Here is a 26,044-nt window from a genome sequence, read left to right as displayed (position 1 = left end):
CGGGCTTGCATGGATCAGTTGTGAAGGACTATTTTCGAAGTATGTCCTTCACAACTGACGAGTCGCGCTGGCCGGACGTCTGGCTCGCCGCCGCCGCTCGGGGCACCACGATCTGCGGCGACTTCCTTGCCGCGACCGCGCTGGCGTTGGCACTTCAGGGTGCCGGCGCCGGTGGGCTGGCCGTGTCGGGGCTGCTGCTGGCCGCCACCCTGCCCCTGGTGGTCCTCGCCCCGCTCGCGGGCAGACTCGCCGACCGGACGGACAGCCGTACCCTGCTGGTGACGATCGGGTTCGGGCAGGCCGCGATCTGCGCCCTCCTCGCCGTCGTCGAGCAACCGGTCCTGGTGGTGGGGCTCGTCGCCCTGCTGGCCTGCGGGCTCGCGGTCACCCAACCCTGTCTCGCCGCGCTGCTGCCGGCGATGGTCCGCCCGGCTGACCTGCCACGCGCCAGCGCGATCAGCCAGACCGCCGTTTCGCTCGGTGCGCTCGGCGGCCCGGTGCTGGCCGGCCTGTTGGTGGGGCAGTTCGGCACTCGCGTACCGCTGCTTCTCGATGCGGCGACCTACCTGGCGCTCGTGGTCGCGGGCCTACTCCTGCGGACCCGACGCGGCGGCCGACGACCCGCCGCCGCGCCCGGCAGCGCCGCGGCCAGCACGGCCGCACCCAGCAGCGCCGCACCCAGCCGGGCTGCCGCCGTCAGCAGCCCGGCCGTTTCGGGCGGCGTGGCAACCCCGGGGGGTACGGAGGGCGGCTGGCGGCTGCGCCGCGATCCGTTGATGCTCGTCATGGTGGTGAGCACTGCCGTGGTGATCGCGGCGATCGGCGGCATCAACGTGATCGAGGTCTTCTTCATCCGGGAGACCCTGGGTGGCTCGGCGACCACGTACGGCCTGGTCAGCGCCGCATGGATGGCCGGCATGCTGCCGGGGACCTGGCTCGCCGTACGACTTGCCCGGCGGCTCGACGACGACGGCGCGTTGGTACGGGGGGTGCTGGCGACTCTGGCCGTGTGCAGCCTGATGGTGTTCCTGGCGGCGACGGTGCCGGCGGCAGGTGTGCTGGTGCCGCTCTGGCTGGTGGGTGGTGCGGCCAACGGTGGCGAGAACGTCTTCGCCAACCTGCTCACCGCTCGGCGGGTGCCGGAGGCGGTGCGCGCCCGGGCGTACGCCAGTTACGGCGCGGCGGTGCAGGGCGGCTCGATGGCAGGGTTTCTGATCGGCGGGGCGCTGCTCGCGGTCGTTCCGCCTCGGCCGCTGATCGCCGGAGCCGGTGTGGTCGGGCTGCTGGTGGTGCTGGTCTTCGTGCCGTTCGTGACCGGGGCGGCACGACGGTCGTCAAGTGCGGGCTTGGCCACTCCGGGCCGGCCCGCCGAGCCGGAGCCGGCCGCCGGGGATACGGTCGGGCCATGGCTGAGCGCATCGCACGCCCGCGGGTCGGGCACATCCAGTTCCTGAACTGCCTGCCGATCTACTGGGGTCTGATGCGCTCCGGTGCCCTGCTCGACGTCGACCTGCAGAAGGACTCGCCGGACCGGTTGAGCGCGGCGCTGGTCGCCGGCGACCTCGACATCGGCCCGATCACGCTCTTGGAGTATCTGAAGCACGCCGACGAACTGCTGCTCCTGCCGGACCTGGCGGTGGGCAGCGACGGGCCGGTGCTCTCGGTCAACATGGTCTCCACCCGACCGCTCGCCGAGCTGGACGGTGCCCGGGTGGCGCTCGGTTCGACCTCGCGTACCGGCGTGATGACGGCCCAACTGCTGCTCGCCGAGCAGTACAACGTGCGGCCCGAGTACTTCCGCTGCCCGCCGGACCTGACCCAGATGCTGCTGGAGGCCGACGCCGCCGTGCTGATCGGGGACGTGGCGCTGCGGGCGTACTACGAGGCACCGCAGAAGGGCCTCACCGTCACCGACCTCGGGCAGGCGTGGCGGGAATGGACCGGGCTGCCGATGGTCTTCGCCGTGTGGGCGGTCCGCCGCGACTTCGCCGCCGCCCACCCGGGCCTGGTGAAGGAGGTGCACGAGGCATTCCTGCGTTCGCGGGATCTCTGCCTGGCCGAGCTGGACCAGGTCGCCGAGTCGGCGGCCCGCTGGGAGACGTTCGACGCGGCGACGCTGGCCACGTACTTCCGGACCCTCGACTTCTCCCTCGGCGAGCGGCAGGTCGCCGGGCTGCGCGAGTGGGCCCGTCGGGCCGCCGCCATCGGCGAGGCCCCGGCGCTGCCGGACGGCGGCCCGGAGTTCTTCGCCGGCTGATCGCGGCCAGGCCGGGCAGAGCGCCAAGCTGCGAGACCAGGCCCCGGGTCAGAAGGCCCGGGGCGGGGCGCGGCCGGCGTCAGCCTGACCGGCTCAGGTGCCGGGGCGGAGCAGCGCCTCGGTGATCTTTTCGCAGTTCTTCATGCCGTAGTCGTAGCCCATGTTGATCGGGTACTGGACCATCACGCCCATCGTCCAGGTGTCACCGATGGCCAGGCAGTTGATGTGCATCTCCTGCTCCTTGGTCCGGTCGATCCACCCGTTCTTGATGGCGATCTTCTTCTGCTCGGAGGCCGGGAAGGCCTTGCGGATCCCGAAGTCGCCGGCTCCACGAACCAGTTTCATCTCGTTGAGCAGCCACTTGGTCCACTTCGGCCCGGCGGCCGTGCCGGTGGCGATGCAGTTGCCCATCCGGGCGGTGTCCCGGGGAGAAAGTGCCGTCCGGCTCCAGCCGCCGTCGGGGGCGACGCTGCTGTCGGTCAGTTTGCACATGGAGATGAGCCGCTTGATCGACGCTTCCCGGTCGACCTGGTTGTAGAACTGTTCGGCCCGGGTGTTGTCGCTGTCCCGGATGATTCGCGTCGCGTCGGCGAGCTTCGCGTCGCTCGGGGTCTGGCCGGCGTCGGCTGCGCGACGCAGGTAGTCGGCGACGATCCAGGCCTTGATCATCGAGGCGGTCGTGCTGGTCTCGCCCATGTTCTTCGAACCGATGATCTTTCCGGTTCGGCGGTCGAGGACGCTCCAGGAGTACCAGCCCTCGATGTTCAGGTCGAGGTCCTTGGCAACGAACGGCAGCGGCTCCAGCGACGGGCTGGGCTTCGGCGACGGCGAGGACGGTTGGCGGGCGCTGCGGTCGGTGCCGGATCCGGTGGGGCGGTCGCTGGTGCCGGAGCCCGCGTCGCCCCACTTGGCTGCGGCGGACGACTCGAACGGCGACCCGGGCAGCAGTCGCAGCGACACCAGGACCAGCCCGATGAGGATGACCGCGACGGCGATCAGCCGAACCGGGGAGGCCTCGCCGCCGTTGCGGCGGTCGACTCGACGGTTGCCGGCCATCAGAGCTTTCCGACCGGCTGCTGCGGCACCTTGAGCGCGGCACCCGGCTGCGGGGTGACCAGTTGGGTGGCCACACTGGCGCAGACCTTCGCGCCGTAGTCCAGACCGGTCCTGATCGGGTAGCGCAGCATCACCGCGAGGCTCCACTTGCTGGTGACGGCGAGGCAGTTGACGTGCCAGTCGCCGTCGCCGTAGATGGGGGTCCAGCCGTTCTTCATGCTGACCGGGCCCTGAGCGGTGATCGACTTGGGCAGACCGTCGATGATTCCCCAGCGGCCACCACCGGACGAGGGCCTCTGGTCCTTGGCCGCGGTGGTGCCCTTCACCTTGCTCATCTGGTCCAACACCCACTTGGTCCACTTCGGGCCGGCGGCCTTACCGTCGGCGATGCAGTCGCCGACACGAGCCGCGTCGCGGGGGGACATCCGGGTGAAACTCCAGTAGCCGGTGTACGGCTTGACGTTGCCGCGCTTGGTGTCGGTCAGCCCGCAGATCTTGATCGCCCGCTGGATCACCGCGTCGGGGACGCTGCTCGACGAGGGCTTGTAGGAGCCACCCGCAGCGGCGTGGACCTTGTTGGCCGCTCCGTCGTTGCTGTCGACGATGGCGAGTCGAGCCGCCTCCTTCAACGATGCGGGCGGCTCCTTGTCGCCGAGCTGTCGCAGGTAGTCGGAGACGATCCACGCCTTGATCATCGACTCGGTGGAGCTGGTCGCGGTCATGTTCGGCGACCCGGAGATCTTGCCCGTCTTCCGGTCCAGCAGGGCCCACGAGAAGAACTCACCCTTGAAGCTCACCGACACCGGGCCGGCGGCCAGGGTGGGCGGCGGTGGTGGGGTGGGCGCGGGCGCGGCGACGCTCGACGTGCCGCCTCCGCCTCCGCCGCCGCTGTCGTCGCTGGCGAGCCGGGCGTACGCGGTGGGGACCAGTAGGACGCCGCCGAGCACGACCGCCGTGATGGCGAGCACCAGGGTCACGCGAGATCGCATGAGTGGGTGAACTCCAGGTGTCAGGGCCGGGGGGACCGGCTTGTCGTCGGGACGAATCGGGTGCGATCGCCGAGGCCGGGGGAGGTGGCCTCTGTGGAGATGTCGATGTCGGCAGCCGATTGGTTGTCCGGCAGAAGTCTACGTCCGTACCGGCGGACCGCCAGGGTTCGACACTAGGCAACCTGGGATAAAGGCGGGATATGAGGCCGGTATGAGGTTTTTGCAGTGATTCACCTTTGTTTCGTGGCCTAGGTCACGGTGCCGTCACGGTCCCCAGGTGGCGCAAAGCAGTCATCCGCTCACAGATGGGATGGGCGGATTCCTGTTACACCCCCTGGTGCAACGAGGCGCAAGCTGTAACACTTAGCCTCATGTATGGCAACGACTTCTCCGCCCCGGACGGCGCCACCGACGAGGCGCCCGGCGGCCTGCTGGGCGAGGTCGAGGCCGCCGAGGCCGAGCTGCGCGCAGCGGCGGCGCGCGGGCGGCGCGGCGGACCCGCGCCGGACGAGGACCTGGCGGCGTACTTCGCGGAGGTCGTCGACGCCGAGCAGAAGATCGAGCCCCGCGACTGGATGCCCGACGCGTACCGGCGGACGCTGATCCGACAGATCGCCCAGCACGCCCACTCCGAGATCATCGGCATGCAGCCGGAGGGCAACTGGATCAGCCGGGCGCCGTCGCTCAAGCGCAAGGCGATCCTGCTGGCCAAGGTGCAGGACGAGGCGGGCCACGGCCTCTACCTCTACGCCGCCGCCGAAACCCTCGGCATCAGCCGCGACGAGCTGGTCCAACTGCTGCTCGACGGCCGCCAGAAGTACAGTTCGATCTTCAACTACCCCACCCTGAGCTGGGCCGACGTCGGGGCCATCGGGTGGTTGGTGGACGGCGCGGCGATCGTCAACCAGGTCCCGCTCTGCCGCTGCTCCTACGGCCCGTACGCCCGCGCGATGATCCGGGTCTGCAAGGAGGAGTCGTTCCACCAGCGGCAGGGCTACGAGATCCTGCACACCCTGGCGCACGGCACCCCGGCGCAGCAGGCGATGGCCCAGGACGCGGTGGACCGTTGGTGGTACCCGTCGCTGGCCATGTTCGGCCCGCCCGACGGCGACTCGACGCACTCCGCCCAGTCGATGGCCTGGAAGATCAAGCGCTTCTCGAACGACGACCTGCGCCAACGCTTCGTCGACATGTGCGTCCAGCAGGCCGAGATCCTCGGGCTGCGCATCCCCGACGCGGACCTGCGCTGGAACGACGAGCGGCAGGCGTACGACTACACCCAGCCGGACTATGACGAGCTGATGCAGGTGATCTCGGGCGACGGGCCGTGCAACCGGGAGCGGATGGCCCACCGCCGGGCCGCGCACGCCGACGGCACCTGGGTACGCGAGGCCGCCGCGGCGTACGCCGCGAAGCGGGCGGGACAGAAGGAGACGGTGGCCGCGTGAGCGAGCGTAGCGAGCAAGCCGAACAAGCCGGCATGACGGGTCATTCGCCTCTGTGGGAGGTCTTCGTGCGGGCCCGGCGTGGGCTGTCGCACACGCACGTCGGCAGCCTGCACGCGCCCGACGCCGAGCTCGCCCTGCGCAACGCCCGTGACCTCTACACCCGCCGCCAGGAGGGCGTGTCGATCTGGGTGGTGCCGGCCGGTGCGATCACCGCGTCCAGCCCGGACGAGAAGGACGCCTTCTTCGACCCGGCCGCCGACAAGGTCTACCGCCACCCCACCTTCTACGAGGTGCCGGACGGGGTGGCGCACCTGTGAGCGAGCGGAGCGAGCGAACCAGCCAGCTCAGCAGCGGGGCGCTTCGCGCCGCCGTCGAGCGAAGCGAGGTGACGGCGTGAACGGGCCCTTCGACTTCACTATCTCGCTCGGCGACGACGCGTTGATCGCGGCTCAGCGGCTGGCCGAGTGGACCACCCGCGCGCCGGAGATGGAAGAGGACATCGCGCTGGCGAACATCGCCCTCGACCAGCTCGGGGCGGCGCGGTTGCTGCTGTCGTACGCGGGTGAGCTGGAGGGCGCCGGCCGAGACGAGGACGCCCTGGCGTACCTGCGCGACGACCGCGAGTTCCGCAACGCGCTCCTGGTCGAGCTGCCCAACGACGACTTCGCGGTGACGATGGCGAAGCTGTTCTTCCTGGCGGCGTACCAACTGCCGTTGTACGGGGCGCTGGCCGGCTGCGCGGACGAGCGGTTGGCCGCGATCGGCGCGAAGGCGCGCAAGGAGTCGGCGTACCACCTGGACCACGGCGCGCTGTGGGTGAAACGGCTCGGTGACGGCACCGAGGAGTCGCATCGTCGGATGCAGGCCGCCGTCGACCAGGTGTGGCCGTACACCCACGAGCTGTTCGCCGCGGACCCGGCGGCCCCGGTCGATCCGGCCACCCTGCGGCCCTCGTTCGACGAGGTCGTCGGCCCGGTGCTGGCCGAGGCGACGCTCACCCGGCCGGACAGTTCCTGGGCCCCGGCCGGTGGGCGGGCCGGTGTGCACACCGAGCACCTGGCCTACCTGCTCGCCGAGATGCAGGTGCTGCACCGCGCCCACCCCGGAGCGCAGTGGTGAGCGCGCCGAGCGCGAGCCCGGCAGTCGCCGACCGCGCCGGCAGGGGGAGCGCACGGGAGGCCGCCGCCAGCGTCGTGGACCCGGAGATCCGGGTCATCACCATCGACGAGCTGGGCATCCTGCGGGCGGTCGAGGAGGATCCGACCAGTGGCCGGGTGACCGTCACCATCACCCCGACCTACACCGGCTGCCCGGCGATGGACGTGATCCGGGCCGACATCCGCCGCGCGCTCGCCGCCGCCGGCCACCCGGACGCGCAGGTCCAGACCGTCTACAGCCCACCGTGGAGCACCGACTGGATCTCCGAGGCTGGGCGGGCCAAGCTCGCCGCCGCCGGGATCGCCCCGCCGGCCCCGGTGCCCGCCGCCGGTGTCGTGCCGCTGACGCTCGCGGTCCGCTGCCCGCAGTGCGGTTCACCGGAGACCGAGCAGGTCAGCCGGTTCGGTTCCACAGCGTGCAAGGCGTTGTGGCGGTGCCGTTCCTGCTCCGAACCCTTCGACCACCTGAAGGCGCTGTGACTGTCACCATCACCCGCCCGGTTCGCCGCCGGCCGGTCTTCCACCCGTTGTCCGTCGCCGCCGTCGACCGGCTCACCGACGACTCCGTGGCGGTGACCTTCGCCGTACCCGAGGAACTGCGGGAAACCTTCGCGTTCCGCGCCGGCCAGCACCTCACCGTGCGGCGAGTCGCGGAGGACGGCGCGGACGTGCGCCGGTCGTACTCGATCTGCTCCACCCCCGACGATCTCGCCCGGCACGGCCGGTTGCGGATCGGGGTGCGGGAGGTCCCCGGCGGCGCCTTCTCGGCGTTCGCGTGCGGGGCGCTGCGCGGTGGCGACACCGTGGAGGTGCTGCCGCCGCTGGGTACCTTCACCACGGCGTTCGCGCCGGACCGGGCGCGGCACTACGGCGCGGTCGTCGCCGGCTCCGGCATCACCCCGGTGCTCGGGCTGGTCGCGACCGCCCTGGCCGTCGAGCCGGCCAGCACCTTCACCCTGGTGTACGGCAACCGCACGGCGAACACCGTGATGTTCGCCGAGGAACTGGCCGACCTGAAGGACCGCTATCCCACCCGGCTGCACCTGGTGCACGTCCTCTCCCGGGAGCAGGGCGAGTCGCCGCTGCTCTCCGGTCGGATCGACGCCGAGCGGCTGGGCCGGTTGCTGGGCACCATCGTGCCGGGCGACCTGATCGAGGAGTGGTTCCTCTGCGGCCCGTACGGCATGGTGGTCGACGTCCGGGACGTGCTGACCGGTCGAGGGCTGCCCGAGTCGGCGGTGCACACCGAGCTGTTCCACGTCGACACGCCACCGGAGCCGGTGCGCCGAGCGGTCGACCAGGCCGGCGGCGGTGCCGAGGTGACGATCGTGCTGGACGGCCGGTCGTCGAGCTTCACCATGGGTCGCGAGGAGCGGGTGCTGGACGCCGCGCTGAAGGTGCGGGGTGAGCTGCCGTACGCCTGCAAGGGTGGCGTCTGCTCGACCTGCAAGGCGAAGGTCGTCGACGGCGCGGTCACGATGGCCCGCAACTACGCGCTGGAGCCCGACGAGCTGGCCGCCGGCTACGTGCTCACCTGCCAGTCCAGCCCGACCACTGACAAGCTCACCGTCGACTACGACGCCTAGACCACCCCCCACCCCACCCCACCCCACCCCACCCCACCCACCCCACCCCACCCCGCCCCTCATCCGCGCCGATCTTGCATTTTCGGTTGTCGATGTGCACGGAATGCCCCGGTGTGTCGCGACAGTAAGTGCAAGATCGCGGTGAGGGTGTGGCGGCGACCCGCTCGGTGCTGGCGTCGGTGGGGTCCAGCCGTCTGCGGAGCGAATCACAGCCTGAGCACCCCTCAGGGAAGGGGCGCGTCACCGGCGTAGGCTCGGGGTGTGACGGTGAGCCGGGAGATCGACGACATCCTGCAGCGCGGCGCGGACGGCGGGCGGATCACGCCCGAGGAGGCGCTGCTGCTCTACACCGAGGCGCCCTTCCACGCGTTGGGCGAGGCGGCGGACGCGGTGCGCCGGCGGCGCTACCCGGACAACGTCGTCACCTACCTGATCGACCGCAACATCAACTACACGAACGTCTGCGTGACGGCGTGCAAGTTCTGCGCGTTCTACCGGGCGCCCAAGCACTCCGAGGGCTGGACCCACCCGACCGAGGAGATCCTGCGCCGCTGCGGCGAGGCGGTCGAGCTGGGCGCCACCCAGGTGATGCTCCAGGGCGGGCACCACCCGGACTACGGCGTGGAGTACTACGAGGAGCTGTTCTCCTCGGTCAAGCAGGCCTACCCGCAGCTGGTCATCCATTCGATCGGCCCGAGCGAGATCCTGCACATGGCCAAGGTGTCCGGGGTGAGCCTGGACGAGGCCATCGCCCGGATCAAGACCGCCGGCCTGGACTCGATCGCCGGCGCCGGCGCGGAGATGCTGCCCGAGCGGCCCCGCAAGGCGATCGCCCCCCTCAAGGAGTCGGGCGAGCGCTGGCTGGAGGTCATGGAGCTGGCCCACCGGCAGGGCATCGAGTCGACCGCCACCATGATGATGGGCACCGGCGAGACGCACGCCGAGCGGATCGAGCACCTGCGGATGATCCGCGACGTGCAGGACCGCACCGGCGGTTTCCGGTCGTTCATCCCGTGGACGTACCAGCCGGAGAACAACCACCTGAAGGGCCGCACCCAGGCGACCACCCTGGAATACCTGCGGCTGGTCGCGGTGGCCCGGCTCTTCTTCGAGACCGTGCCGCACCTGCAGGCGTCCTGGTTGACCACCGGCAAGGACGTCGGCCAGCTTTCGCTGCACATGGGCGTGGACGACCTCGGGTCGATCATGCTGGAGGAGAACGTCATCTCCTCCGCCGGTGCCCGGCACCGCTCCAACCTGCACGAGCTGATCGGCATGGTCCGCTCGGCGGACCGGATCCCCGCGCAGCGCGACACCCTCTACAACCGGCTCGCCGTGCACCACACGCCGGCTGACGACCCGACCGACGAGCGGGTGGTCTCGCACTTCTCCTCGATCGCGCTGCCCGGCGGCGGCGCGGGCCGATCCCTGCCGCTGGTGGACGTCAGCTGACGGTCGACCCCCGGCCGTTCGGCTGATCGACGCTCATGCTCCCGCCGGATCACCCCGGCGGTACGGGTGGTCCCCGCCGCCGCAGCGTCAGCCTCTCCGGTGCGGGGCTGGTGGAGGTGATCGTCGGCGGCTAGCGTCCCGGCTCATATTCGTCGCCACGGTCGACGGAAGAGGCTGTCCTCCATCGGCCCGCTGCGGGTCGTTCATATAACGCACGGCAGTACGGGCGGGATGGGTGACCATTCCGCCCGTACTGTCTGCGCAGCTCGGGCCGGACGGATGAAAACCCCTCCGCCTGCTGGCGTGGAAGATCGGCCTCCGATAGCGTCCGCTCGTTCCGCAACCATTCTTTCTTCCCTACCCCCGGGGGACTGATGACAGCGTTCCACCGCTCGACGCTGGTGCGCGCCAGTGTCGTGGCGCTGCTCGCGGCCGGCGGCATCGCCGCCGTGGCCGCCCCAGTGCTGGCGGCCGAGCAGGCCGATCTGGCCCTGGTGCCGCTCAGCTACAACCTGGCCAAGGGCGTCACGGAGGCCAAGAGCAAGCCGTTCAAGTTCTCCGTCGACAACACCCGCAGCGAGGAAGACGCCAAGGGTGTCAGTTACACGGTGGACACCAGCAAGCTGAAGACGAACAAGGTCCGGGTCGTGGTGCCCGACGGCTGCCGGGTGAACGGCAAGAAGTTCACCTGCCGCCTCGGCGACCTGCCCGCCGGCACCAGCGAGGACTTCGGAATCCCGGTCTTCTCCACCGGTGGCAAGGGCGCTGCCGGCACCCTGGTGGTCACCATCCGCTCGGCCACCGAGGACCCCAACAAGGAAGACAACAAGGTCGAGCACGACATCACCGTCACCGAGCCCGGGTACGACCTGACCAGTTGGGTGCAGGACGTCAACGCCAACGTCGTGCTGAACGGCGTCAACGGCGACGACCCCGACCTTCGGCCGGTGCGGCCGGGCGAGACGGTGCCGGTCGACTGGGCGGTCTACAACGACGGCAGCCGCAAGGCCACCGGTCTCGCCTACGTGCTGACCCTGCCGGCGGGCGTCACCTTCGACACCCTGCCCGACACGTGCACCAGGCAGACGTTCGGCGTCGCTCAGGCGCTCTGCCAGGACGACGGCGCGGTGATCCGCCCCGGTGACTACTACACCGCGGACATCAAGGTGACCGTCGGCAAGGACGTCACCGAGCCCGTGCTGCGGGTCGGCGAGCTGGTGGCGCACGGCCTCGACGCGGCAGCGGGCAAGCCCGAGGAGCAGCCACGACGGGCCAGCACCGCCCAGCGGAAGGCCTTCACCGAGATCGACGAGGGCGACAACCAGGCGATCTTCGACGTCTTCGTCGACCAGACCGTCGACCCGACGCCGACGGCCACCCCGACCCCGACGCCAACGGGGACCCCGACGGTCACGCCGACGGGGACGCCGACCCCGACGCCGACGGTCACTCCGACGGAGACGCCGACCCCGACGGAGACGCCGACTCCGACGCCGACTCCGACGGTCACGCCGACGGAGACGCCGACTCCGACGCCGACGGTCACGCCAACGGAGACGCCGACGCCGACTCCGACGGTCACTCCGACCGAGACGCCGAGGCCGACCCCGACGCCAACGGAGACGCCGACGCCGACGGTCACGCCAACGCCAACGCCAACGGAGACGCCGACGCCGACGCCGACGGTCACCCCGACCGAGACGCCGCAGCCGACGAAGACGCCGACCGTTACCCCGACCCCAACCCCGACCGCAACGGAGACGCCGACGGTCACTCCGACCGCGACGGCCACTCCGACGCCGGTCCCCGGCGGTACGACGACGCCGGGCACGACCGTCTCGCCGGGCGCCGGTGATGGTTCCACCGGTGGTGGCTCGGGCGGTGGCGGCCTGCCGGTGACCGGTGTGCAGGTCGGCCTGATCGGCGGCATCGGCGTGATCATCCTGCTGGTGGGTGGGGCGCTGCTGGTGCTCACCCGTCGCCGCAAGGTGGTCCTGGTCTCGCCGACGGACGAGAAGTCGACCGACTGACACCGGTGTCCTGACCAGCGGCGCGACCGCGACGGGTGCGATGGCGCCGGGCGTTCTGACCGAGGTGTCACGGACGCGGGTACGACGTGCGGGCGGGGTGGGCGACCACCCCGCCCGCACGCGTACGGGCTGCCGGCCGCCCACCCAGCGGACGTCGGTTGGCGGGCGGCTGGCAGAGTGAGGGGGTGAGCCGTACCCCGCAGGGCCAGCGCGCCAGTCTGGACAAGCAGCCGCACGAGGTCGCCGCGATGTTCGACGGCGTGGCCGAGCGTTACGACCTGACCAACACGGTGATCTCGCTGGGCCAGGATCGCTCCTGGCGGCGGGCCACCCGGGCGGCGCTCGGGCTGCGACCGGGCGAGCGGGTGCTGGACGTGGGCGCGGGCACCGGCGTCTCGACGCGGGAGCTGGCCCAGTCCGGGGCGTACGCGGTCGGGGTCGACCTGTCACTGGGCATGTTGCACACCGGCAAGCGGGCCCGGCCCGAGGTGCCGCTGCTGGCGGGAGACGCGCTGCGGCTGCCGTTCGCCGACGCCAGCTTCGACGCGGTGACCATCTCCTTCGCGTTGCGCAACGTCAACGACACCGACGCGGCGCTGCGTGAGCTGGCCCGGGTGACCCGGCCGGGCGGCCGGCTGGTGGTCTGCGAGTTCAGCACCCCGGTCAACCCGGTCTTCCGGACGGTCTACCTGTCGTACCTGATGCGGTCCCTGCCGGCGGTGGCCCGCACGGTGTCGAGCAACCCCGAGGCGTACGTCTATCTCGCCGAGTCGGTCCGGGCCTGGCCGGCGCAGTCCGCGCTGGCCGGCCGGGTCGCCGCGGCCGGGTGGGGGCGCGTGGCGTGGCGCAACCTGACCGGTGGCGTGGTGGCCCTGCACCGGGGGATCCGCGAGTAGCGGGCGGAGCGCACCAGCCGGCACGGACATTATTCAGGTTCCGTGAATATCGGACTTGGTCCACTTTGCCCGGTACGCTCGATCGCATGACCGGAGCAGACCCGGCGGACCCGGTGGCCGCGACCGATGACGACGCGGCCGAACTCATCTCCCAGTTGCGCGAGTTGGCCGGTGCCGACCCGGTGGAGGTCCGGCAGGTGGTCGCCGAGGTGTTGGCGGCGCTGGACCGAGCGGCGGGTGGGGCGCTCCGCGAGCATCTGCCGGAGACAATTCGGGTCGATGCGGGCCTGGACGCCTCCAGCACGGCCTGACACCTGACTGCTGTGGACGGTCGAGAGCTGTCACATCGGCGAGTTAGGTACCCCTGATCCTGCGCTGGTATGACGCCGGTCATACACTCGTCCCGTCTGGCTTGTGAAGCATTTCACGAGCGTGCGGGAGGAGGCGCGGATGACCGCGGTGGAGCATGACGCCGACGTCATTGTCGTGGGCGCCGGTCCCGGTGGATCAGCGACTGCGTACCACCTGGCCCGGCACGGCGTACGGGTGCTGCTGTTGGAGAAGACCGAGTTCCCCCGGGAGAAGGTCTGCGGCGACGGGTTGACCCCGCGCGCGGTGCGCCAGCTCATCCGGATGGGTGTGGACACTTCACCCGAGGCGGGCTGGCTGCACAACCGCGGCCTGCGGGTCATCGGCGGTGGGGTACGCCTCGAACTGGACTGGCCGGAGCTGGCCAGCTTCCCCAACTACGGTCTGGTGCGCACGCGCCTGGACTTCGACGACCTGCTCGCCCAGCGGGCGGTGGCTGCCGGCGCGAAACTTCGGACCAGCGTCAACGTGCTGGGCCCGGTGCTCGACGGCGACGGCCGCGTCACCGGCGTCGGGGCGGAGGTCGGGCCGGGCAAGGAGCCCACCACCTTCCACGCCCCGCTGGTCGTCGCGGCGGACGGCGTCTCCGGCCGGTTCCCGCTGGCGCTCGGGCTGGCCAAGCGGGAGGACCGGCCGATCGGGGTCGCCGTCCGCCGCTACTACCGCTCGCCGGCCAAGCACGAGGACAACTACCTGGAGTCCTGGCTGGAGCTGCGCAGCAAGGACAGCGGCGACAACCTGCTGCCCGGGTACGGCTGGATCTTCGGCCTCGGTGACGGGCGGGTCAACGTCGGGCTCGGCGTGCTCAACTCGTCCTCGGCGTTCGGCAAGACCAACTACCGCCGGCTGCTCACCGACTGGCTCGCCAACACCCCCGAGGACTGGGGGATGACCGACGAGACCAACGCCGACGGCCCGATCCTCGGTGCCGCGCTGCCGATGGGCTTCAACCGGGTGCCCCACTACACCCGCGGAGTGCTGCTGGTCGGCGACTCGGGCGGCATGGTCAACCCGTTCAACGGGGAGGGCATCGCGTACGCGATGGAGTCCGGCGAGCTGGCCGCCGAGGTCGTGGTCCAGGCGCTCGCCCGGCCCGCCGGCCCGGAACGCGAGCGTGCGCTGCTGGCGTACCCGAACGAGTTGAAGGCCCGGCTCGGCGGCTACTACCGGTTGGGCGGCATCTTCGTGAAACTGATCGGCCGCCCCGAGATCATGCGGATCGCCACCAAACACGGCATGCCGCACCCGACGCTGATGCGTTTCGTACTCAAGCTTTTGGCCAACCTGACCGACCCGCGCGGCGGGGACGCGATGGATCGGGTCATCAACGCGATGACGAAGGCCGCCCCAGCTGTCTGAGTAGGACGGCATCGGCGCTGGTCACAGCGCCGATGCCGACAAAGATCGACCCCCGCCGACTGCCACGGCGAGGGACGTGAATAGTGTGATTTTCGTCAAGCACCGAGGGCAGGGAAGGACGAGCAGGAGAAAACGATGTCGCTCTCGCCTTACGCACCGATCATCGGGCTGTTCGCCCTCGCCGCGGCGTTCTCGCTGTTTTCCGTCGGCGCCGCCCGCTTCGCCGGTCCCCGTCGCTACAACAAGGCCAAACTCGAGGCTTACGAGTGCGGCATCGAGCCCAGCCCGCAGCCGGTCGGCGGCGGGCGGTTCCCGATCAAGTTCTACCTGACGGCGATGCTCTTCATCGTCTTCGACATCGAGATCATCTTCCTCTACCCCTGGGCGGTCTCGTTCGACGCTCTGCCGATCTTCGGCTTCGTGGAGATGGTCCTGTTCATCGTCGCGGTCTTCGTTGCGTACGCCTACGTGTGGCGGCGCGGCGGCCTGGACTGGGACTGAGGAAGGAACGTCAGATGGGCATCGAGGAGAAGCTTCCCGCCGGCGTCCTGCTCACCTCGGTGGAGAAGCTGGTCAACTGGTCCCGGAAGTCGTCCGTGTGGGGCGCCACCTTCGGCCTGGCCTGCTGCGCCATCGAGATGATGGCCGCCGGTGGTCCGCACTACGACATGGGCCGCTGGGGCATGGAGGTCTTCCGGGCGTCGCCCCGGCAGGCCGACCTGATGATCGTGGCCGGCCGGGTGAGTCAGAAGATGGCCCCGGTGCTGCGCCAGATCTACGACCAGATGGCCGAGCCGCGCTGGGTCCTGTCGATGGGCGTCTGCGCCAGCAGCGGCGGCATGTTCAACAACTACGCGATCGTGCAGGGCGTCGACCACGTGGTGCCGGTCGACATGTACCTGCCCGGCTGCCCGCCCCGGCCGGAGATGCTCATCGACGCGATCCTCAAGCTCCGCGAGAAGATCATGTATGAGCCGCTGGGCCCGAACGGCCGCAAGATGCTGGCGGCCCGCCAGGAGCGCGGCGACGTTCCGATCGTCCCGTACGGCTCGATGCCCTCCTCGTACCGCAGCGACAAGGCCCGGCGCGCCGAGTGGACCCGGGCGGTCCGCGAGGGCCGCGAGGAGCAGCTGCGCATCGAGAACTGGATGAACGCTCAGAACCACCTCCACCCGCAGGCAGGCCCGAAATGACGTCACCCACCGACAAGCCAAATGACGGCGGGGTGCCGGTGCCGGTCACCCCGGTCGGCGCCAGCACCACCGCCCCGGCGGAGTACCCGCCGGCCAGCCCGGCGGGGCGCGGCATGTTCGGCAACCAGGGCACCGGCGACGTGTCCGGCTACGGCGGCCTGGTCCGCCAGCGCCAGCCCATCGAAGAGGCGTCCCGGCCGTACGGGGGCTACTTCGACGAGGTCCGCGACGCGCTGGAGGAGGCGTACCCCGCCTTCAACGACGCCATCGAGAAGGTGGTCGTCGACCGGGGTGAGCTGACCCTGCACGTCCGCCCGGAGCGGATCGCCGAGGTGTGCCAGGCGATGCGGGACGACCTGGCGCTGCGCTTCGAGCTGTGCTCCTCGGTGTCCGGCGTGGACTACCTGGGCGCCGACGAGCGTCGGCTGCACGTGGTCTACCTGCTCACCTCGATGACGTACCGGCGGCAGGTCCGGCTGGAGGCCGCGGTCTCCGCCGAGGCCCCGCACCTGCCCAGCGTGACCGCCGTCTACCCGACGGCGGACTGGCAGGAGCGCGAGGCGTACGACATGTTCGGCATCGTCTTCGACGGCCACCCCAACCTCACCCGGATCCTCATGCCGGACGACTGGGAGGGCCACCCGCAGCGTAAGGACTACCCGCTCGGCGGCGTGCCCGTCGAGTACAAGGGCGCGGAGATCCAGCCGCCGAGCGAGCGGAGGTCGTACCAGTGACGACGTCGAACTACGCCAGCGAGCGCGAGACCGACGAGGGTCGGGTCTTCACCGTCACCGGTGGGGACTGGGACACCATCGTCTCGGGCACCGACCCGATCAACGACGAGCGGATCGTCGTCAACATGGGTCCGCAGCACCCGTCCACGCACGGGGTGCTGCGACTGATCCTGGAGCTGGAGGGCGAGACGGTCCGCGAGGCCCGCTCGGTCATCGGCTACCTGCACACCGGCATCGAGAAGAACCTCGAATACCGCAACTGGGTCCAGGGTTCGACGTTCGTGACCCGGATGGACTACCTCGCCCCGATCTTCAACGAGACGGCGTACGCCCTCGCGGTCGAGAAGCTGCTTGGCATCACCGACGACATCACCGAGCGGGCCACCACGATCCGCGTGCTGATGATGGAGCTCAACCGGATCTCGTCGCACCTGGTCTGGCTGGCCACCACCGGCATGGAGCTGGGCGCGATCTCGATCATGTTGTACGGCTTCCGCGAGCGGGAGTACATCCTCGACATCTTCGAGACCATCACCGGTCTGCGGATGAACCACGCGTACGTGCGGCCGGGCGGTGTGGCGCAGGACGTGCCGGACGAGGCGATCGTCAAGATCCGCGAGTTCCTCAAGATGATGCCGAAGAAGCTCAAGGAGTACGAGGACCTCCTCTCCGGCCAGCCGATCTGGACCGAGCGGACGAAGGGCGTCGCGGTGCTGGACGTCACCGGCTGCGTGGCGCTCGGCATCACCGGCCCGGTGCTGCGCTCCGCCGGCCTCGCCTGGGACCTGCGCAAGACCATGCCGTACTGCGGCTACGAGACGTACGAGTTCGACGTGCCGACCCACCCCGACGGTGACGTGTGGGGTCGCTACCAGGTCCGGCTCGCCGAGATCCGGGAGTCGATGAAGCTGGTCGAGCAGGCGCTGGACCGGCTCCGTCCCGGCCCGGTGATGGTCGCCGACCGCAAGATCGCCTGGCCGGCGCAGCTCGCCATCGGCGTGGACGGCATGGGCAACTCGCTGGAGCACGTCGCGAAGATCATGGGTCAGTCGATGGAGTCGCTGATCCACCACTTCAAGCTGGTGACCGAGGGCTTCCGGGTCCCGCCCGGCCAGGTGTACGTCGCCATCGAGGCGCCCCGCGGCGAGCTGGGCGTGCACGCGGTCTCCGACGGCGGCACCCGGCCCTACCGGGTGCACTACCGGGAGCCCAGCTTCGTCAACCTCCAGGCCCTCCCGGCGATGGCCGAGGGTGGTCTGATCGCCGACGTGATCGCCGGCGGCGCCTCGTTGGACCCGGTCATGGGCGGGTGTGACAGGTGAGCGCGAGGAGTGAGCTTGCGAGCCCCGCAGTCGCGAACGGAAGGCGGCTCTGATGACGACGACTTTCACTGACGAGACCCGGGAGCGGGCGCGCGAGATCATCGCCCGTTACCCGTCGGACCGGTCCCGCTCGGCGTTGCTGCCGCTGCTGCACCTGGTGCAGGCCGAAGAGGGGTACGTCTCCCCGGCCGGGGTCGCGTTCTGCGCCGAGGTGCTGGGGCTGAACAAGGCCCAGGTCGGCGCGGTGGCCACCTTCTACACGATGTACAAGCGCAAGCCGACCGGTGACTTCCTGGTCAGCGTCTGCACCAACACGATGTGCAACGTGCTCGGTGGCCAGGAGGTCTACGACACCCTCGCCGAGCACCTGGGCGTCGGGCACGACGAGACCACCGCGGACGGCACGATCACGCTGGAGCACGCCGAGTGCCTGGCGGCGTGCGACTACGGCCCGGTGATGACCGTCAACTACGACTTCTTCGACGGTGTGGACGCCTCCACGGCTGTCGGCGTGGTGGACGAGTTGCGGGCCGGCGGTCGACCGATGCCGACCCGGGGCGCCCGGCTCTGCACCCTCAAGGAGATGGCGGTGCAGCTCGCCGGTTTCGCCGACGAGCGCGAGGGTGCGGTCGCCGACGGCGGGCCGGGCGAGCCCACCCTGCGCGGCCTGCGGCTGGCCCAGCAGCACGGCGTCTCGGTGCCGGGCTTCGACCCGAACACCCCGATCCGCAGCAAGGCCGAGGCCGACAAGGCCGCCGCCGAGGCGAAGGCGAAGGCGGAGGCCGCCAAGCCGGCGCCCGTCGAGGCCAGCGCTGCGCCGGTCAAGGGCGGCGACGGGGCGTCCGCCCCGACCGGGGCGGTAGTGGCCACCGAGCCGACGAAGTCGGCAGACGCCACCGAGCCGGCTGCGGCTACGGAACCGGCGAAGTCCGCAGACGCGACCGAGCCGGCGGCGACGTCGGCAGCGGCCAGCGGCAGCACCACGCGTGACGTCAAGGCACCGGACGACACGTCGCCGCAGGTGCGTACCGCCGAGACCCGGCAGCCGGACGCGAACACGGCAGTGCCGGACGCCCCCGGCACGAAGGTCCCGACGGACGGCACCGGCACCGCGCCCGAGGCTGGCGACGCGCGGTCGGCCGAGGCCGCCGGAGTGGCGGCCAACGCGCCGGCCAGCGACGGCAAGCCCGCCGGCGACGAGGCCGGGGCGCAGGAGCGCAACCTCACCGAAGCGAAGGCTGGGACGGACGCCGACGGCGCGACCTCCTCCGACGCGAACGAAACGGGGGCCCAGAAGTGACCACTCCCCGCCCGGAGACGCTGGCCAAGCTGACGCCGGTGCTGACCAAGCGCTGGCTGTCGCCGGACGCCTGGCGCATCGGCACGTACGAGCAGTTGGACGGCTACGCCGCGCTGCGCAAGGCACTCAAGGCCCACCCGGACGACCTGATCCAGCTGATCAAGGACTCCGGGCTGCGGGGCCGGGGCGGTGCCGGCTTCCCGACCGGCCTGAAGTGGGGCTTCATCCCGCAGGGCGACGGCAAGCCGCACTACCTGGTGGTCAACGCCGACGAGGGCGAGCCGGGCACCTGCAAGGACCTGCCGCTGATGACCCACGACCCGCACGCGCTGGTCGAGGGCGTCATCATCGCCTCGTACGCGATCCGGGCCGCCCGCGCCTACATCTACATCCGGGGCGAGGCGGTGCACGCCGCGCGCCGGCTGCGCAACGCGGTCCAGGAGGCGTACGACAAGGGTTACCTGGGCCGGAACATCCTGCGCAGTGGCTACGACCTGGAGCTGGTGGTGCACTCCGGCGCCGGGGCGTACATCTGCGGCGAGGAGACGGCGCTGCTGGACTCGCTGGAGGGTTTCCGGGGTCAGCCCCGGCTGCGCCCGCCGTTCCCGGCCACCCACGGCCTGTACGCGAGCCCGACGGTGGTGAACAACGTCGGCACCATCGCCAGCGTGCCGCCGATCGTGCTCGGTGGGGCCGACTGGTGGAAGAGCATGGGCACCGAGAAGTCCTCCGGGCCGATGATCTACTCGCTCTCCGGCCGGGTCGCCAACCCGGGCCAGTACGAGTGCTCGATGGGTGTCACGCTGCGCGAGCTGCTGGAGTTGGCCGGCGGGATGCAGCCCGGCCACAACCTGCGGTTCTGGACCCCGGGTGGCTCGTCGACCCCGCTGCTGGCCGCCGAGCACCTGGATGTGCCACTGGACTTCGAGGGGGTGGCGGCGGCCGGCTCGATCCTCGGCACCACGGCCACCCAGATCTTCTCCGACCAGGACTGCCCGGTCTACGCGACGTACCGGTGGCTGGAGTTCTACCACCACGAGTCGTGCGGCAAGTGCACCCCGTGCCGGGAGGGCAACTACTGGATGGTCCGGGTCTATCGGCGGATCCTCGCCGGTCAGGGCACCCACGAAGACCTGGACACCCTGCTGGACACCTGCGACAACATCCTCGGCCGCTCGTTCTGCGGTCTGGGTGACGGCGCGACCAGCTCGGTGACCTCCTCGCTGCAGTACTTCAAGCAGGACTACCTCGACTACATCGAGGGTCGGACCGCACCCAAGCTGTCGGAGAAGACCCTGGTAGGGGCGCACTGATGACCGACGTAGCCAAGCAGACCGAAACCGTCACCCTCACCATCGACGGCGTCGAGGTCACCGCCCCCAAGGGGACGCTGCTGATCCGGGTCGCCGAGCAGATGGGCACCGAGATCCCCCGGTTCTGCGACCACCCGCTGCTGGCCCCGGCCGGTGCGTGCCGGCAGTGTCTGGTCGAGGTGGAGGGCCAGCGCAAGCCGGTCGCCTCCTGCACCCAGACCGTCGCCGACGGCATGGTCGTGCGGACCCAGATCACCTCCCCGGTCGCCAAGAAGGCGCAGGAGGGGGTGATGGAGCTGCTGCTGCTCAACCACCCGCTGGACTGCCCGATGTGTGACAAGGGCGGCGAGTGCCCGCTCCAGAACCAGGCGATGTCCACCGGCCGCACCGACTCGCGCTTCCACGAGCACAAGCGGGAGTACGAGAAGCCGATGGCGATCAGCAGCCAGGTGCTGCTGGACCGCGAGCGGTGCGTGCTCTGCCAGCGGTGCACCCGGTTCTCCGAGGAGATCGCCGGCGACAAGTTCATCGATCTGATGGGCCGGTCGTCCGCCGAGGAGATCAACATCTACCGGGACGACGCGTACGGCGAAGAGGGCGACGCCGGGGACGTCCCGTTCAACTCCTACTTCTCCGGCAACACGGTGCAGATCTGCCCGGTCGGTGCGCTGACCGGTGCCCAGTACCGTTTCCGCGCCCGCCCGTTCGACCTGGTCTCCAGCCCGAGCGTCTGCGAGCACTGCTCGGCCGGCTGTGGGCAGCGCACCGACTGGCGGCGTGGCAAGGTGCTGCGCCGGCTGGCCGGTGACGAGCCGGCGGTGAACGAGGAGTGGAACTGCGACAAGGGCCGCTGGGGCTTCCAGTACACCCGGGCCGCCGACCGGCTGACCACTCCGCTGGTCCGCGACGAGCGCACCGGTGAGCTGCGGGAGGCGTCCTGGAGTGAGGCGCTCACCGTCGCCGCCGAAGGACTGCACATCGCCCGGGAGAGCGGGCAGGGCACCGCGGTGCTCACCGGCGGCCGGCTGACCGTCGAGGACGCGTACGCGTACGCCAAGTTCGCCCGGGTCGCGCTGAACACCAACGACATCGACTTCCGGGCCCGCCCGGTCTCCCGCGAGGAGGCCGACTTCCTGGCCAGCTCGGTCGCCGGGGTCACCGACGTCACCTACACCGACGTGGAGAACGCGCCGGCGGTGGTGCTGGTGGGCCTGGAGCCCGAGGAGGAGTGCCCGATCCTCTTCCTGCGCCTGCGCAAGGCGTACCTGAAGAAGACCCTGACCGTGTACGCGCTGGCGCCCTTCGCCACCCGCGGGCTGGAGAAGCTCGGTGCCAAGCTGGCCCGGGTGGTGCCGGGCGAGGAGGCCAGCGTGCTCGCCGAGCACGCCACGGTCAGCGAGGCGCTGAGCGCGCCGGGCGCGATCCTGATCGTCGGCGAGCGGCTGGCCAGCGTGCCGGGTGGACTGTCCGCCGCGGCCGACGTGGCCCGGCGTACCGGCGCGAAGCTGGCCTGGGTGCCGCGGCGCGCTGGTGACCGCGGCGCTGTCGACGCGGGCTGCCTGCCCAACCTGCTGCCCGGTGGCCGCCTGGTCACCGAGCCGGCCGCCCGGGCCGAGCTGGGTGAGGCGTGGGACATCCCGGCCGGGGTGATTCCGAGCCAGGCCGGTCGGGACACCGACGGCATCCTGGCCGCGGCCGCCAACGGGCAGCTCGGCGCGCTTGTCGTCGGCGGTGTCGACCCGGCCGACCTGGCCGACCCGCGACTGGCCGAGTCCGCCCTGGACGCGGTGCCGTTCCTGGTCAGCCTCGAGCTGCGGGCCAGCGCGGTGACCCGGCGGGCGAACGTGGTGCTGCCGGTCGCCCCGGTGGCCGAGAAGGCCGGAAGCTTCCTGGACTGGGAGGGCCGGCTGCGCCCGTTCGAGGCGGTGCTGAACACCGCCGCGATGACCGACGGCCGGGTGCTCGACGCGCTGGCCGCGCTGCTCGACGTACGCCTCGGCACGGCCGACGTGCTGAGCGTGCGTCGTGAGCTGGGCACGCTGCCGGCGACGCGGATGTCCCGGCCGGCCGCGCCGTCGGTCGCACCGGGCCGGGTGCCGCAGCCGAACGCCGGGGAGGCCGTGCTGGCCACCTGGCACCAGCTGGTGGACCTCGGCACCCTGACCGAGGGCGACGAGAACCTCGCCGGGACCGCCCGCCCGCCGGTGGTCCGGCTGGGTAAGGGCACCGCCGAGGCGCTCGGTGTGGTCGACGGTGACGCGGTCACGGTCGGCACCGACCGGGGGGCGCTGACCCTGCCGGCGGAACTCACCGAGATGCCGGACGGCGTGGTCTGGCTGCCGACCAACTCACCCGGCTCGACCGTGCGGCGCAGCCTCGGGGCGACGTCCGGCGCGGTCGTCCGGATCTCCGTCCCCGCACCGAGTACGGCCATCCCGGCCGGACGGGTGGCGGCCGACGAGACCGGTCTCCCGGGTCCGCTCCTCAACTCCGGGGGTAACCAGTGAGCCCGATCTACCTGGCCCAGGATCCGACGCTGGCCGACTTCGGCAAGGATCCGTGGTGGCTGGTCCTCGGCAAGATTGTCTTCGCGTTCGCCTTCGGTCTGCTGGCCACCCTGCTCGGCGTCTGGTTCGAACGGCGCGTGGTCGGTTACATGCAGGTGCGGCCCGGCCCCAACCAGGTCGGCCCGTTCGGCCTGCTGCAGACCCTCGCCGACGGCCTGAAGATGGCCTTCAAGGAGGACATCCTGCCGAAGGCGGCCGACAAGGTCGTCTACTTCTTCGCCCCGACCATCTCGGTGATCTGCGCGGTCACCGCCCTGTCGGTGGTGCCGTTCGGCCCGATGGTGAGCATCTTCGGTCACCACACGCCGTTGCAGGTCACCGATGTGCCGGTGGCGGTGCTGCTGCTGCTCGCCTGCTCCTCGATGGGCGTCTACGGCATCGTGCTGGGCGGCTGGGCCTCGGGCTCGACGTACCCGCTGCTGGGTGGTCTCCGGTCGAGCGCCCAGATGATCTCGTACGAGGTCGCCATGGGGCTCAGCATCGTGGCGGTCTTCATGACCGCCGGCACGATGAGCACCAGCGGGATCGTCGCCGCTCAGGGCGATGGCACCCAGCTGACCGTCTTCGGTCAGACCATCCCGGCCCCGGGCTGGTACGCGATCCTGCTGCTGCCGAGCTTCATCATCTTCTTCATCGCCACCGTGGGTGAGACCAACCGGGCGCCGTTCGACCTGCCCGAGGCCGAGTCCGAGCTGGTCGCCGGCTTCATGACGGAATACAGCTCGCTGAAGTTCGCGCTCTTCATGCTCAGCGAGTACGTCGCGATGGTGACCATGTCCGCTGTCACCACCACGCTGTTCCTGGGCGGTTGGCGGGCACCCTGGCCGATCACCATCTGGGAGGGCGCCAACTCCGGTTGGTGGCCGATGCTCTGGTTCTTCGGCAAGGTGATCGCCCTGGTCTTCGTCTTCGTGTGGCTGCGTGGCACGCTGCCCCGGCTGCGGTACGACCAGTTCATGCGGCTCGGCTGGAAGGTGCTGCTGCCGATCAACCTGGCCTGGATCCTGGTCCTGTCGGGCCTGCGCTCCATCGAGGACTGGGACACCCGCGGCAAGGTGATCGCCGTCGGCATCCCCGCCGGAATTCTGCTGATCGCCACGATCTTCTGGCCCAGCCGGCGACCGACGCCGACGCCGACGACGCAGGAACAGGTCGACAACCGGCCGCACGGGAGCTTCCCGCTGCCACCGATGGATCTTCAGGTACCACCGAGCCCGCGCATCACGCGCGTGGTCGCCGAGCGGGAGCCGGCCAACATCGTTGCCGGCTCGGACTCCAGGGAGGTGTGACGTGGGCGCGATCACCGGAACGTTCAAGGGATTCGGTGTCACCTTCTCGCACATGTTCAGGAAGGTCGTCACGACCGACTACCCGTTCAAGCCGCCGGTGTCGGCGCCGCGCTACCACGGGCGGCACATCCTCAACCGGCACCCGGACGGCCTGGAGAAGTGCATCGGCTGCGAGCTGTGCGCCTGGGCCTGCCCGGCGGACGCGATCTACGTCGAGGGTGGGGACAACACCGACGAGGAGCGCTTCTCGCCGGGTGAGCGGTACGCCAGCATCTACCAGATCAACTACGCCCGCTGCATCTTCTGCGGGCTGTGCATCGAGGCCTGCCCGACCCGGTCGCTCACCATGAGCAACGAGTACGAGTTGGCCCGGGACAACCGGCAGGACCTGATCTTCACCAAGGAGCAGTTGCTCGCGCCGTTGCTGGAGGGCATGGAGCAGCCTCCGCACCCGATGCGGCTGGGTGACAGCGAGAAGGACTACTACGTCGGCGCGCTGGACAACCCGGGCACCTCCGCCGGTGCGGAGACGTCCCCGATGGGCCCCGGCCGCTACCAGGTCGAGGAGCACCCCGGCGTGACGTTCCCGGGCGCCGAGCAGGCCGCCCAGCGCGTGGCGGCCGGCAAGGGAGAGGGAGCATGACCACGTCTACGGTGCTCGCCGCGGCGGGTTCGGTCTCCACCGGTGAGGCCGTCACCTTCTGGATCCTCGCCCCGCTCGCGCTGGTCGGCGGGATCGGGATGGTGGCCGCGCGCAACGCCGTGCACTCGGCGCTGTGGCTGGTGCTGACAATGCTCTGCCTGGGCGTGTTCTACGTGCTCCAGGCCGGCCCGTTCATCGGCATGGTGCAGATCATCGTCTACACCGGCGCGATCATGATGCTGTTCCTCTTCGTGCTGATGCTGGTCGGCAGGGACTCCACGGACTCGCTGATCGAGACGCTGCGCGGCCAGCGCGTCGCCGCGATCGTGCTCGGCCTGGGCTTCGCCGGTCTGGTCGGCACCGGCCTCTACCAGGCGCTGGACCGGACCAACACGGCTGGTCTGGACCAGGTCAACGCCGAGGGGAACGTGCAGGGCATCGCCCGGCTGCTGTTCACCAAGTACGTCTTCGCGTTCGAGCTGACTTCGGCGCTGCTGATCACCGCGGCGGTCGGTGCCATGGTGCTGGCCCACGTCGAGCGGCGGAAGCAGGACAAGGTCGACCAGGTGTCCACCATGAAGGCACGCTTCGCCCCGGGCAACTACCCCGGCCCGAAGCCGGGCCCCGGCGTCTTCGCGACCTCCTCCTCGGTGGCCACCCCGGCCCGGCTGCCCGACGGCCGCCTGACCGACCGCAGCACCCCGGCGATCCTTCCGCAGCGCGAGCTGACCGCCGAGGAGACCTCGCTGAAGGGGACGGACAAGTAATGGGAACGTTCTTCTCGGTCGAGCCGACCTACTACCTCGTGCTCGCCGCGGTGCTGTTCACCATCGGCGCGGCCGGGGTGCTGATCCGGCGCAACGCGATCGTGCTGTTCATGTGCGTGGAGCTGATGCTCAACGCGGCCAACCTGACGCTGGTCACCTTCAGCCGGATCAACGGTGACCTCAACGGCCAGATCATGGCGTTCTTCGTGATGGTGGTGGCGGCGGCCGAGGTCGTGGTCGGGCTCGCGATCATCATGTCCATCTTCCGGACGCGACGCTCGGCGAGTGTCGACGACGCCAACCTGCTCAAGTACTAG

At 70.5% G+C, this 26,044-nt stretch carries 24 protein-coding genes and 1 pseudogene; 23 read left to right on the top strand and 2 right to left on the bottom strand.

Features of this window, described 5'->3' with window-relative positions; all coding sequences use genetic code 11:
- The first annotated feature begins 41 nt into the window (after positions 1 to 41).
- Positions 42 to 1,454, top strand: a complete 1,413-nt coding sequence (locus AB0877_RS02240) for an MFS transporter (protein WP_366605838.1) — start codon at positions 42 to 44, stop codon at positions 1,452 to 1,454.
- Positions 1,406 to 2,257, top strand: a complete 852-nt coding sequence (locus tag AB0877_RS02235; RefSeq protein WP_366605836.1) for a menaquinone biosynthesis protein — start codon at positions 1,406 to 1,408, stop codon at positions 2,255 to 2,257. The genes AB0877_RS02240 and AB0877_RS02235 overlap by 49 nt, the downstream gene beginning before the upstream one ends.
- A 93-nt stretch (positions 2,258 to 2,350) precedes the next feature.
- Here AB0877_RS02235 and AB0877_RS02230 read toward each other — a convergent pair whose 3' ends face one another.
- Entirely contained in the window at positions 2,351 to 3,313 is a 963-nt protein-coding gene (locus AB0877_RS02230; RefSeq protein WP_366605835.1) for a hypothetical protein, read from the bottom strand.
- A complete protein-coding gene (locus AB0877_RS02225; RefSeq protein ID WP_366605833.1) occupies positions 3,313 to 4,302 on the bottom strand; it encodes a hypothetical protein in 990 nt (329 codons plus the stop codon). The genes AB0877_RS02230 and AB0877_RS02225 overlap by 1 nt, the downstream gene beginning before the upstream one ends.
- Before the next feature lie 371 nt (positions 4,303 to 4,673).
- On the opposite strand from AB0877_RS02225, the gene paaA reads away from it, so the two are divergent.
- From paaA to nuoK, 21 genes and pseudogenes are all read left to right on the top strand, one after another.
- On the top strand, positions 4,674 to 5,750 hold the full coding sequence (paaA, locus tag AB0877_RS02220) for a 1,2-phenylacetyl-CoA epoxidase subunit PaaA (RefSeq protein WP_366605831.1): 1,077 nt from the start codon (positions 4,674 to 4,676) through the stop codon (positions 5,748 to 5,750).
- A gap of 32 nt (positions 5,751 to 5,782) precedes the next feature.
- Entirely contained in the window at positions 5,783 to 6,067 is a 285-nt protein-coding gene (gene paaB, locus AB0877_RS02215) for a 1,2-phenylacetyl-CoA epoxidase subunit PaaB (protein WP_366606173.1), read from the top strand.
- Positions 6,068 to 6,143: 76 nt separating this feature from the next.
- Positions 6,144 to 6,869 (top strand): 1,2-phenylacetyl-CoA epoxidase subunit PaaC, encoded by a 726-nt coding sequence (gene paaC / locus AB0877_RS02210; protein ID WP_366605830.1) that lies wholly within the window; start codon positions 6,144 to 6,146, stop codon positions 6,867 to 6,869.
- Positions 6,866 to 7,387, top strand: coding sequence for a 1,2-phenylacetyl-CoA epoxidase subunit PaaD (paaD, locus tag AB0877_RS02205; RefSeq protein ID WP_366605828.1), 522 nt, complete (start codon positions 6,866 to 6,868; stop codon positions 7,385 to 7,387). Before paaC ends, paaD begins: the two co-directional genes overlap by 4 nt.
- On the top strand, positions 7,384 to 8,493 hold the full coding sequence (gene paaE, locus AB0877_RS02200; RefSeq protein ID WP_366605827.1) for a 1,2-phenylacetyl-CoA epoxidase subunit PaaE: 1,110 nt from the start codon (positions 7,384 to 7,386) through the stop codon (positions 8,491 to 8,493). Before paaD ends, paaE begins: the two co-directional genes overlap by 4 nt.
- Positions 8,494 to 8,754: 261 nt before the next feature.
- Positions 8,755 to 9,945 carry a cyclic dehypoxanthinyl futalosine synthase gene (gene mqnC / locus AB0877_RS02195; protein WP_366605826.1) on the top strand — a complete coding sequence of 397 codons (1,191 nt, stop codon included), beginning with the start codon at positions 8,755 to 8,757 and terminating at the stop codon, positions 9,943 to 9,945.
- A 374-nt stretch (positions 9,946 to 10,319) separates the two neighbouring features.
- A pseudogene (locus AB0877_RS02190) lies at positions 10,320 to 11,399 on the top strand (cell wall anchor protein); the annotation flags it as partial.
- A gap of 761 nt (positions 11,400 to 12,160) precedes the next feature.
- The gene (locus tag AB0877_RS02185) at positions 12,161 to 12,871 is read left to right on the top strand and encodes a demethylmenaquinone methyltransferase (protein WP_196920656.1); all 711 of its coding nucleotides are present in this window, start codon (positions 12,161 to 12,163) and stop codon (positions 12,869 to 12,871) included.
- 86 nt (positions 12,872 to 12,957) lie between these two features.
- Positions 12,958 to 13,182, top strand: coding sequence for a hypothetical protein (locus AB0877_RS02180; protein WP_366605824.1), 225 nt, complete (start codon positions 12,958 to 12,960; stop codon positions 13,180 to 13,182).
- Positions 13,183 to 13,321: 139 nt separating this feature from the next.
- On the top strand, positions 13,322 to 14,599 hold the full coding sequence (locus tag AB0877_RS02175; RefSeq protein WP_366605822.1) for a geranylgeranyl reductase family protein: 1,278 nt from the start codon (positions 13,322 to 13,324) through the stop codon (positions 14,597 to 14,599).
- 135 nt (positions 14,600 to 14,734) lie between these two features.
- Entirely contained in the window at positions 14,735 to 15,100 is a 366-nt protein-coding gene (locus AB0877_RS02170) for an NADH-quinone oxidoreductase subunit A (RefSeq protein WP_007454588.1), read from the top strand.
- A 14-nt stretch (positions 15,101 to 15,114) separates the two neighbouring features.
- Positions 15,115 to 15,792, top strand: a complete 678-nt coding sequence (locus AB0877_RS02165) for an NADH-quinone oxidoreductase subunit B family protein (RefSeq protein ID WP_124821345.1) — start codon at positions 15,115 to 15,117, stop codon at positions 15,790 to 15,792.
- Complete coding sequence (locus tag AB0877_RS02160) at positions 15,789 to 16,526, top strand: NADH-quinone oxidoreductase subunit C (protein ID WP_366605821.1); 738 nt, start codon at positions 15,789 to 15,791, stop codon at positions 16,524 to 16,526. The genes AB0877_RS02165 and AB0877_RS02160 overlap by 4 nt, the downstream gene beginning before the upstream one ends.
- Positions 16,523 to 17,848 carry an NADH-quinone oxidoreductase subunit D gene (locus AB0877_RS02155; RefSeq protein WP_357196569.1) on the top strand — a complete coding sequence of 442 codons (1,326 nt, stop codon included), beginning with the start codon at positions 16,523 to 16,525 and terminating at the stop codon, positions 17,846 to 17,848. The genes AB0877_RS02160 and AB0877_RS02155 overlap by 4 nt, the downstream gene beginning before the upstream one ends.
- Before the next feature lie 52 nt (positions 17,849 to 17,900).
- Positions 17,901 to 19,148 (top strand): NADH-quinone oxidoreductase subunit NuoE, encoded by a 1,248-nt coding sequence (nuoE, locus tag AB0877_RS02150; RefSeq protein WP_366605820.1) that lies wholly within the window; start codon positions 17,901 to 17,903, stop codon positions 19,146 to 19,148.
- On the top strand, positions 19,145 to 20,461 hold the full coding sequence (gene nuoF / locus AB0877_RS02145; protein WP_112585688.1) for an NADH-quinone oxidoreductase subunit NuoF: 1,317 nt from the start codon (positions 19,145 to 19,147) through the stop codon (positions 20,459 to 20,461). Before nuoE ends, nuoF begins: the two co-directional genes overlap by 4 nt.
- Positions 20,461 to 22,968, top strand: a complete 2,508-nt coding sequence (locus AB0877_RS02140) for an NADH-quinone oxidoreductase subunit G (protein WP_366605818.1) — start codon at positions 20,461 to 20,463, stop codon at positions 22,966 to 22,968. The genes nuoF and AB0877_RS02140 overlap by 1 nt, the downstream gene beginning before the upstream one ends.
- The gene (gene nuoH / locus AB0877_RS02135; protein WP_366605817.1) at positions 22,965 to 24,317 is read left to right on the top strand and encodes an NADH-quinone oxidoreductase subunit NuoH; all 1,353 of its coding nucleotides are present in this window, start codon (positions 22,965 to 22,967) and stop codon (positions 24,315 to 24,317) included. The genes AB0877_RS02140 and nuoH overlap by 4 nt, the downstream gene beginning before the upstream one ends.
- 1 nt (position 24,318) lies before the next feature.
- Positions 24,319 to 24,960 carry an NADH-quinone oxidoreductase subunit NuoI gene (gene nuoI / locus AB0877_RS02130; RefSeq protein WP_355004851.1) on the top strand — a complete coding sequence of 214 codons (642 nt, stop codon included), beginning with the start codon at positions 24,319 to 24,321 and terminating at the stop codon, positions 24,958 to 24,960.
- Positions 24,957 to 25,727, top strand: a complete 771-nt coding sequence (locus AB0877_RS02125) for an NADH-quinone oxidoreductase subunit J (RefSeq protein ID WP_366605815.1) — start codon at positions 24,957 to 24,959, stop codon at positions 25,725 to 25,727. The genes nuoI and AB0877_RS02125 overlap by 4 nt, the downstream gene beginning before the upstream one ends.
- Positions 25,727 to 26,044, top strand: a complete 318-nt coding sequence (gene nuoK, locus AB0877_RS02120; RefSeq protein WP_088951135.1) for an NADH-quinone oxidoreductase subunit NuoK — start codon at positions 25,727 to 25,729, stop codon at positions 26,042 to 26,044. Before AB0877_RS02125 ends, nuoK begins: the two co-directional genes overlap by 1 nt.

Origin of the sequence: Micromonospora sp. NPDC047644, from assembly GCF_040704315.1 — a bacterium.
Lineage (GTDB): Bacteria > Actinomycetota > Actinomycetes > Mycobacteriales > Micromonosporaceae > Micromonospora.
This window is presented reverse-complemented; position numbering and strand designations above follow the sequence as displayed.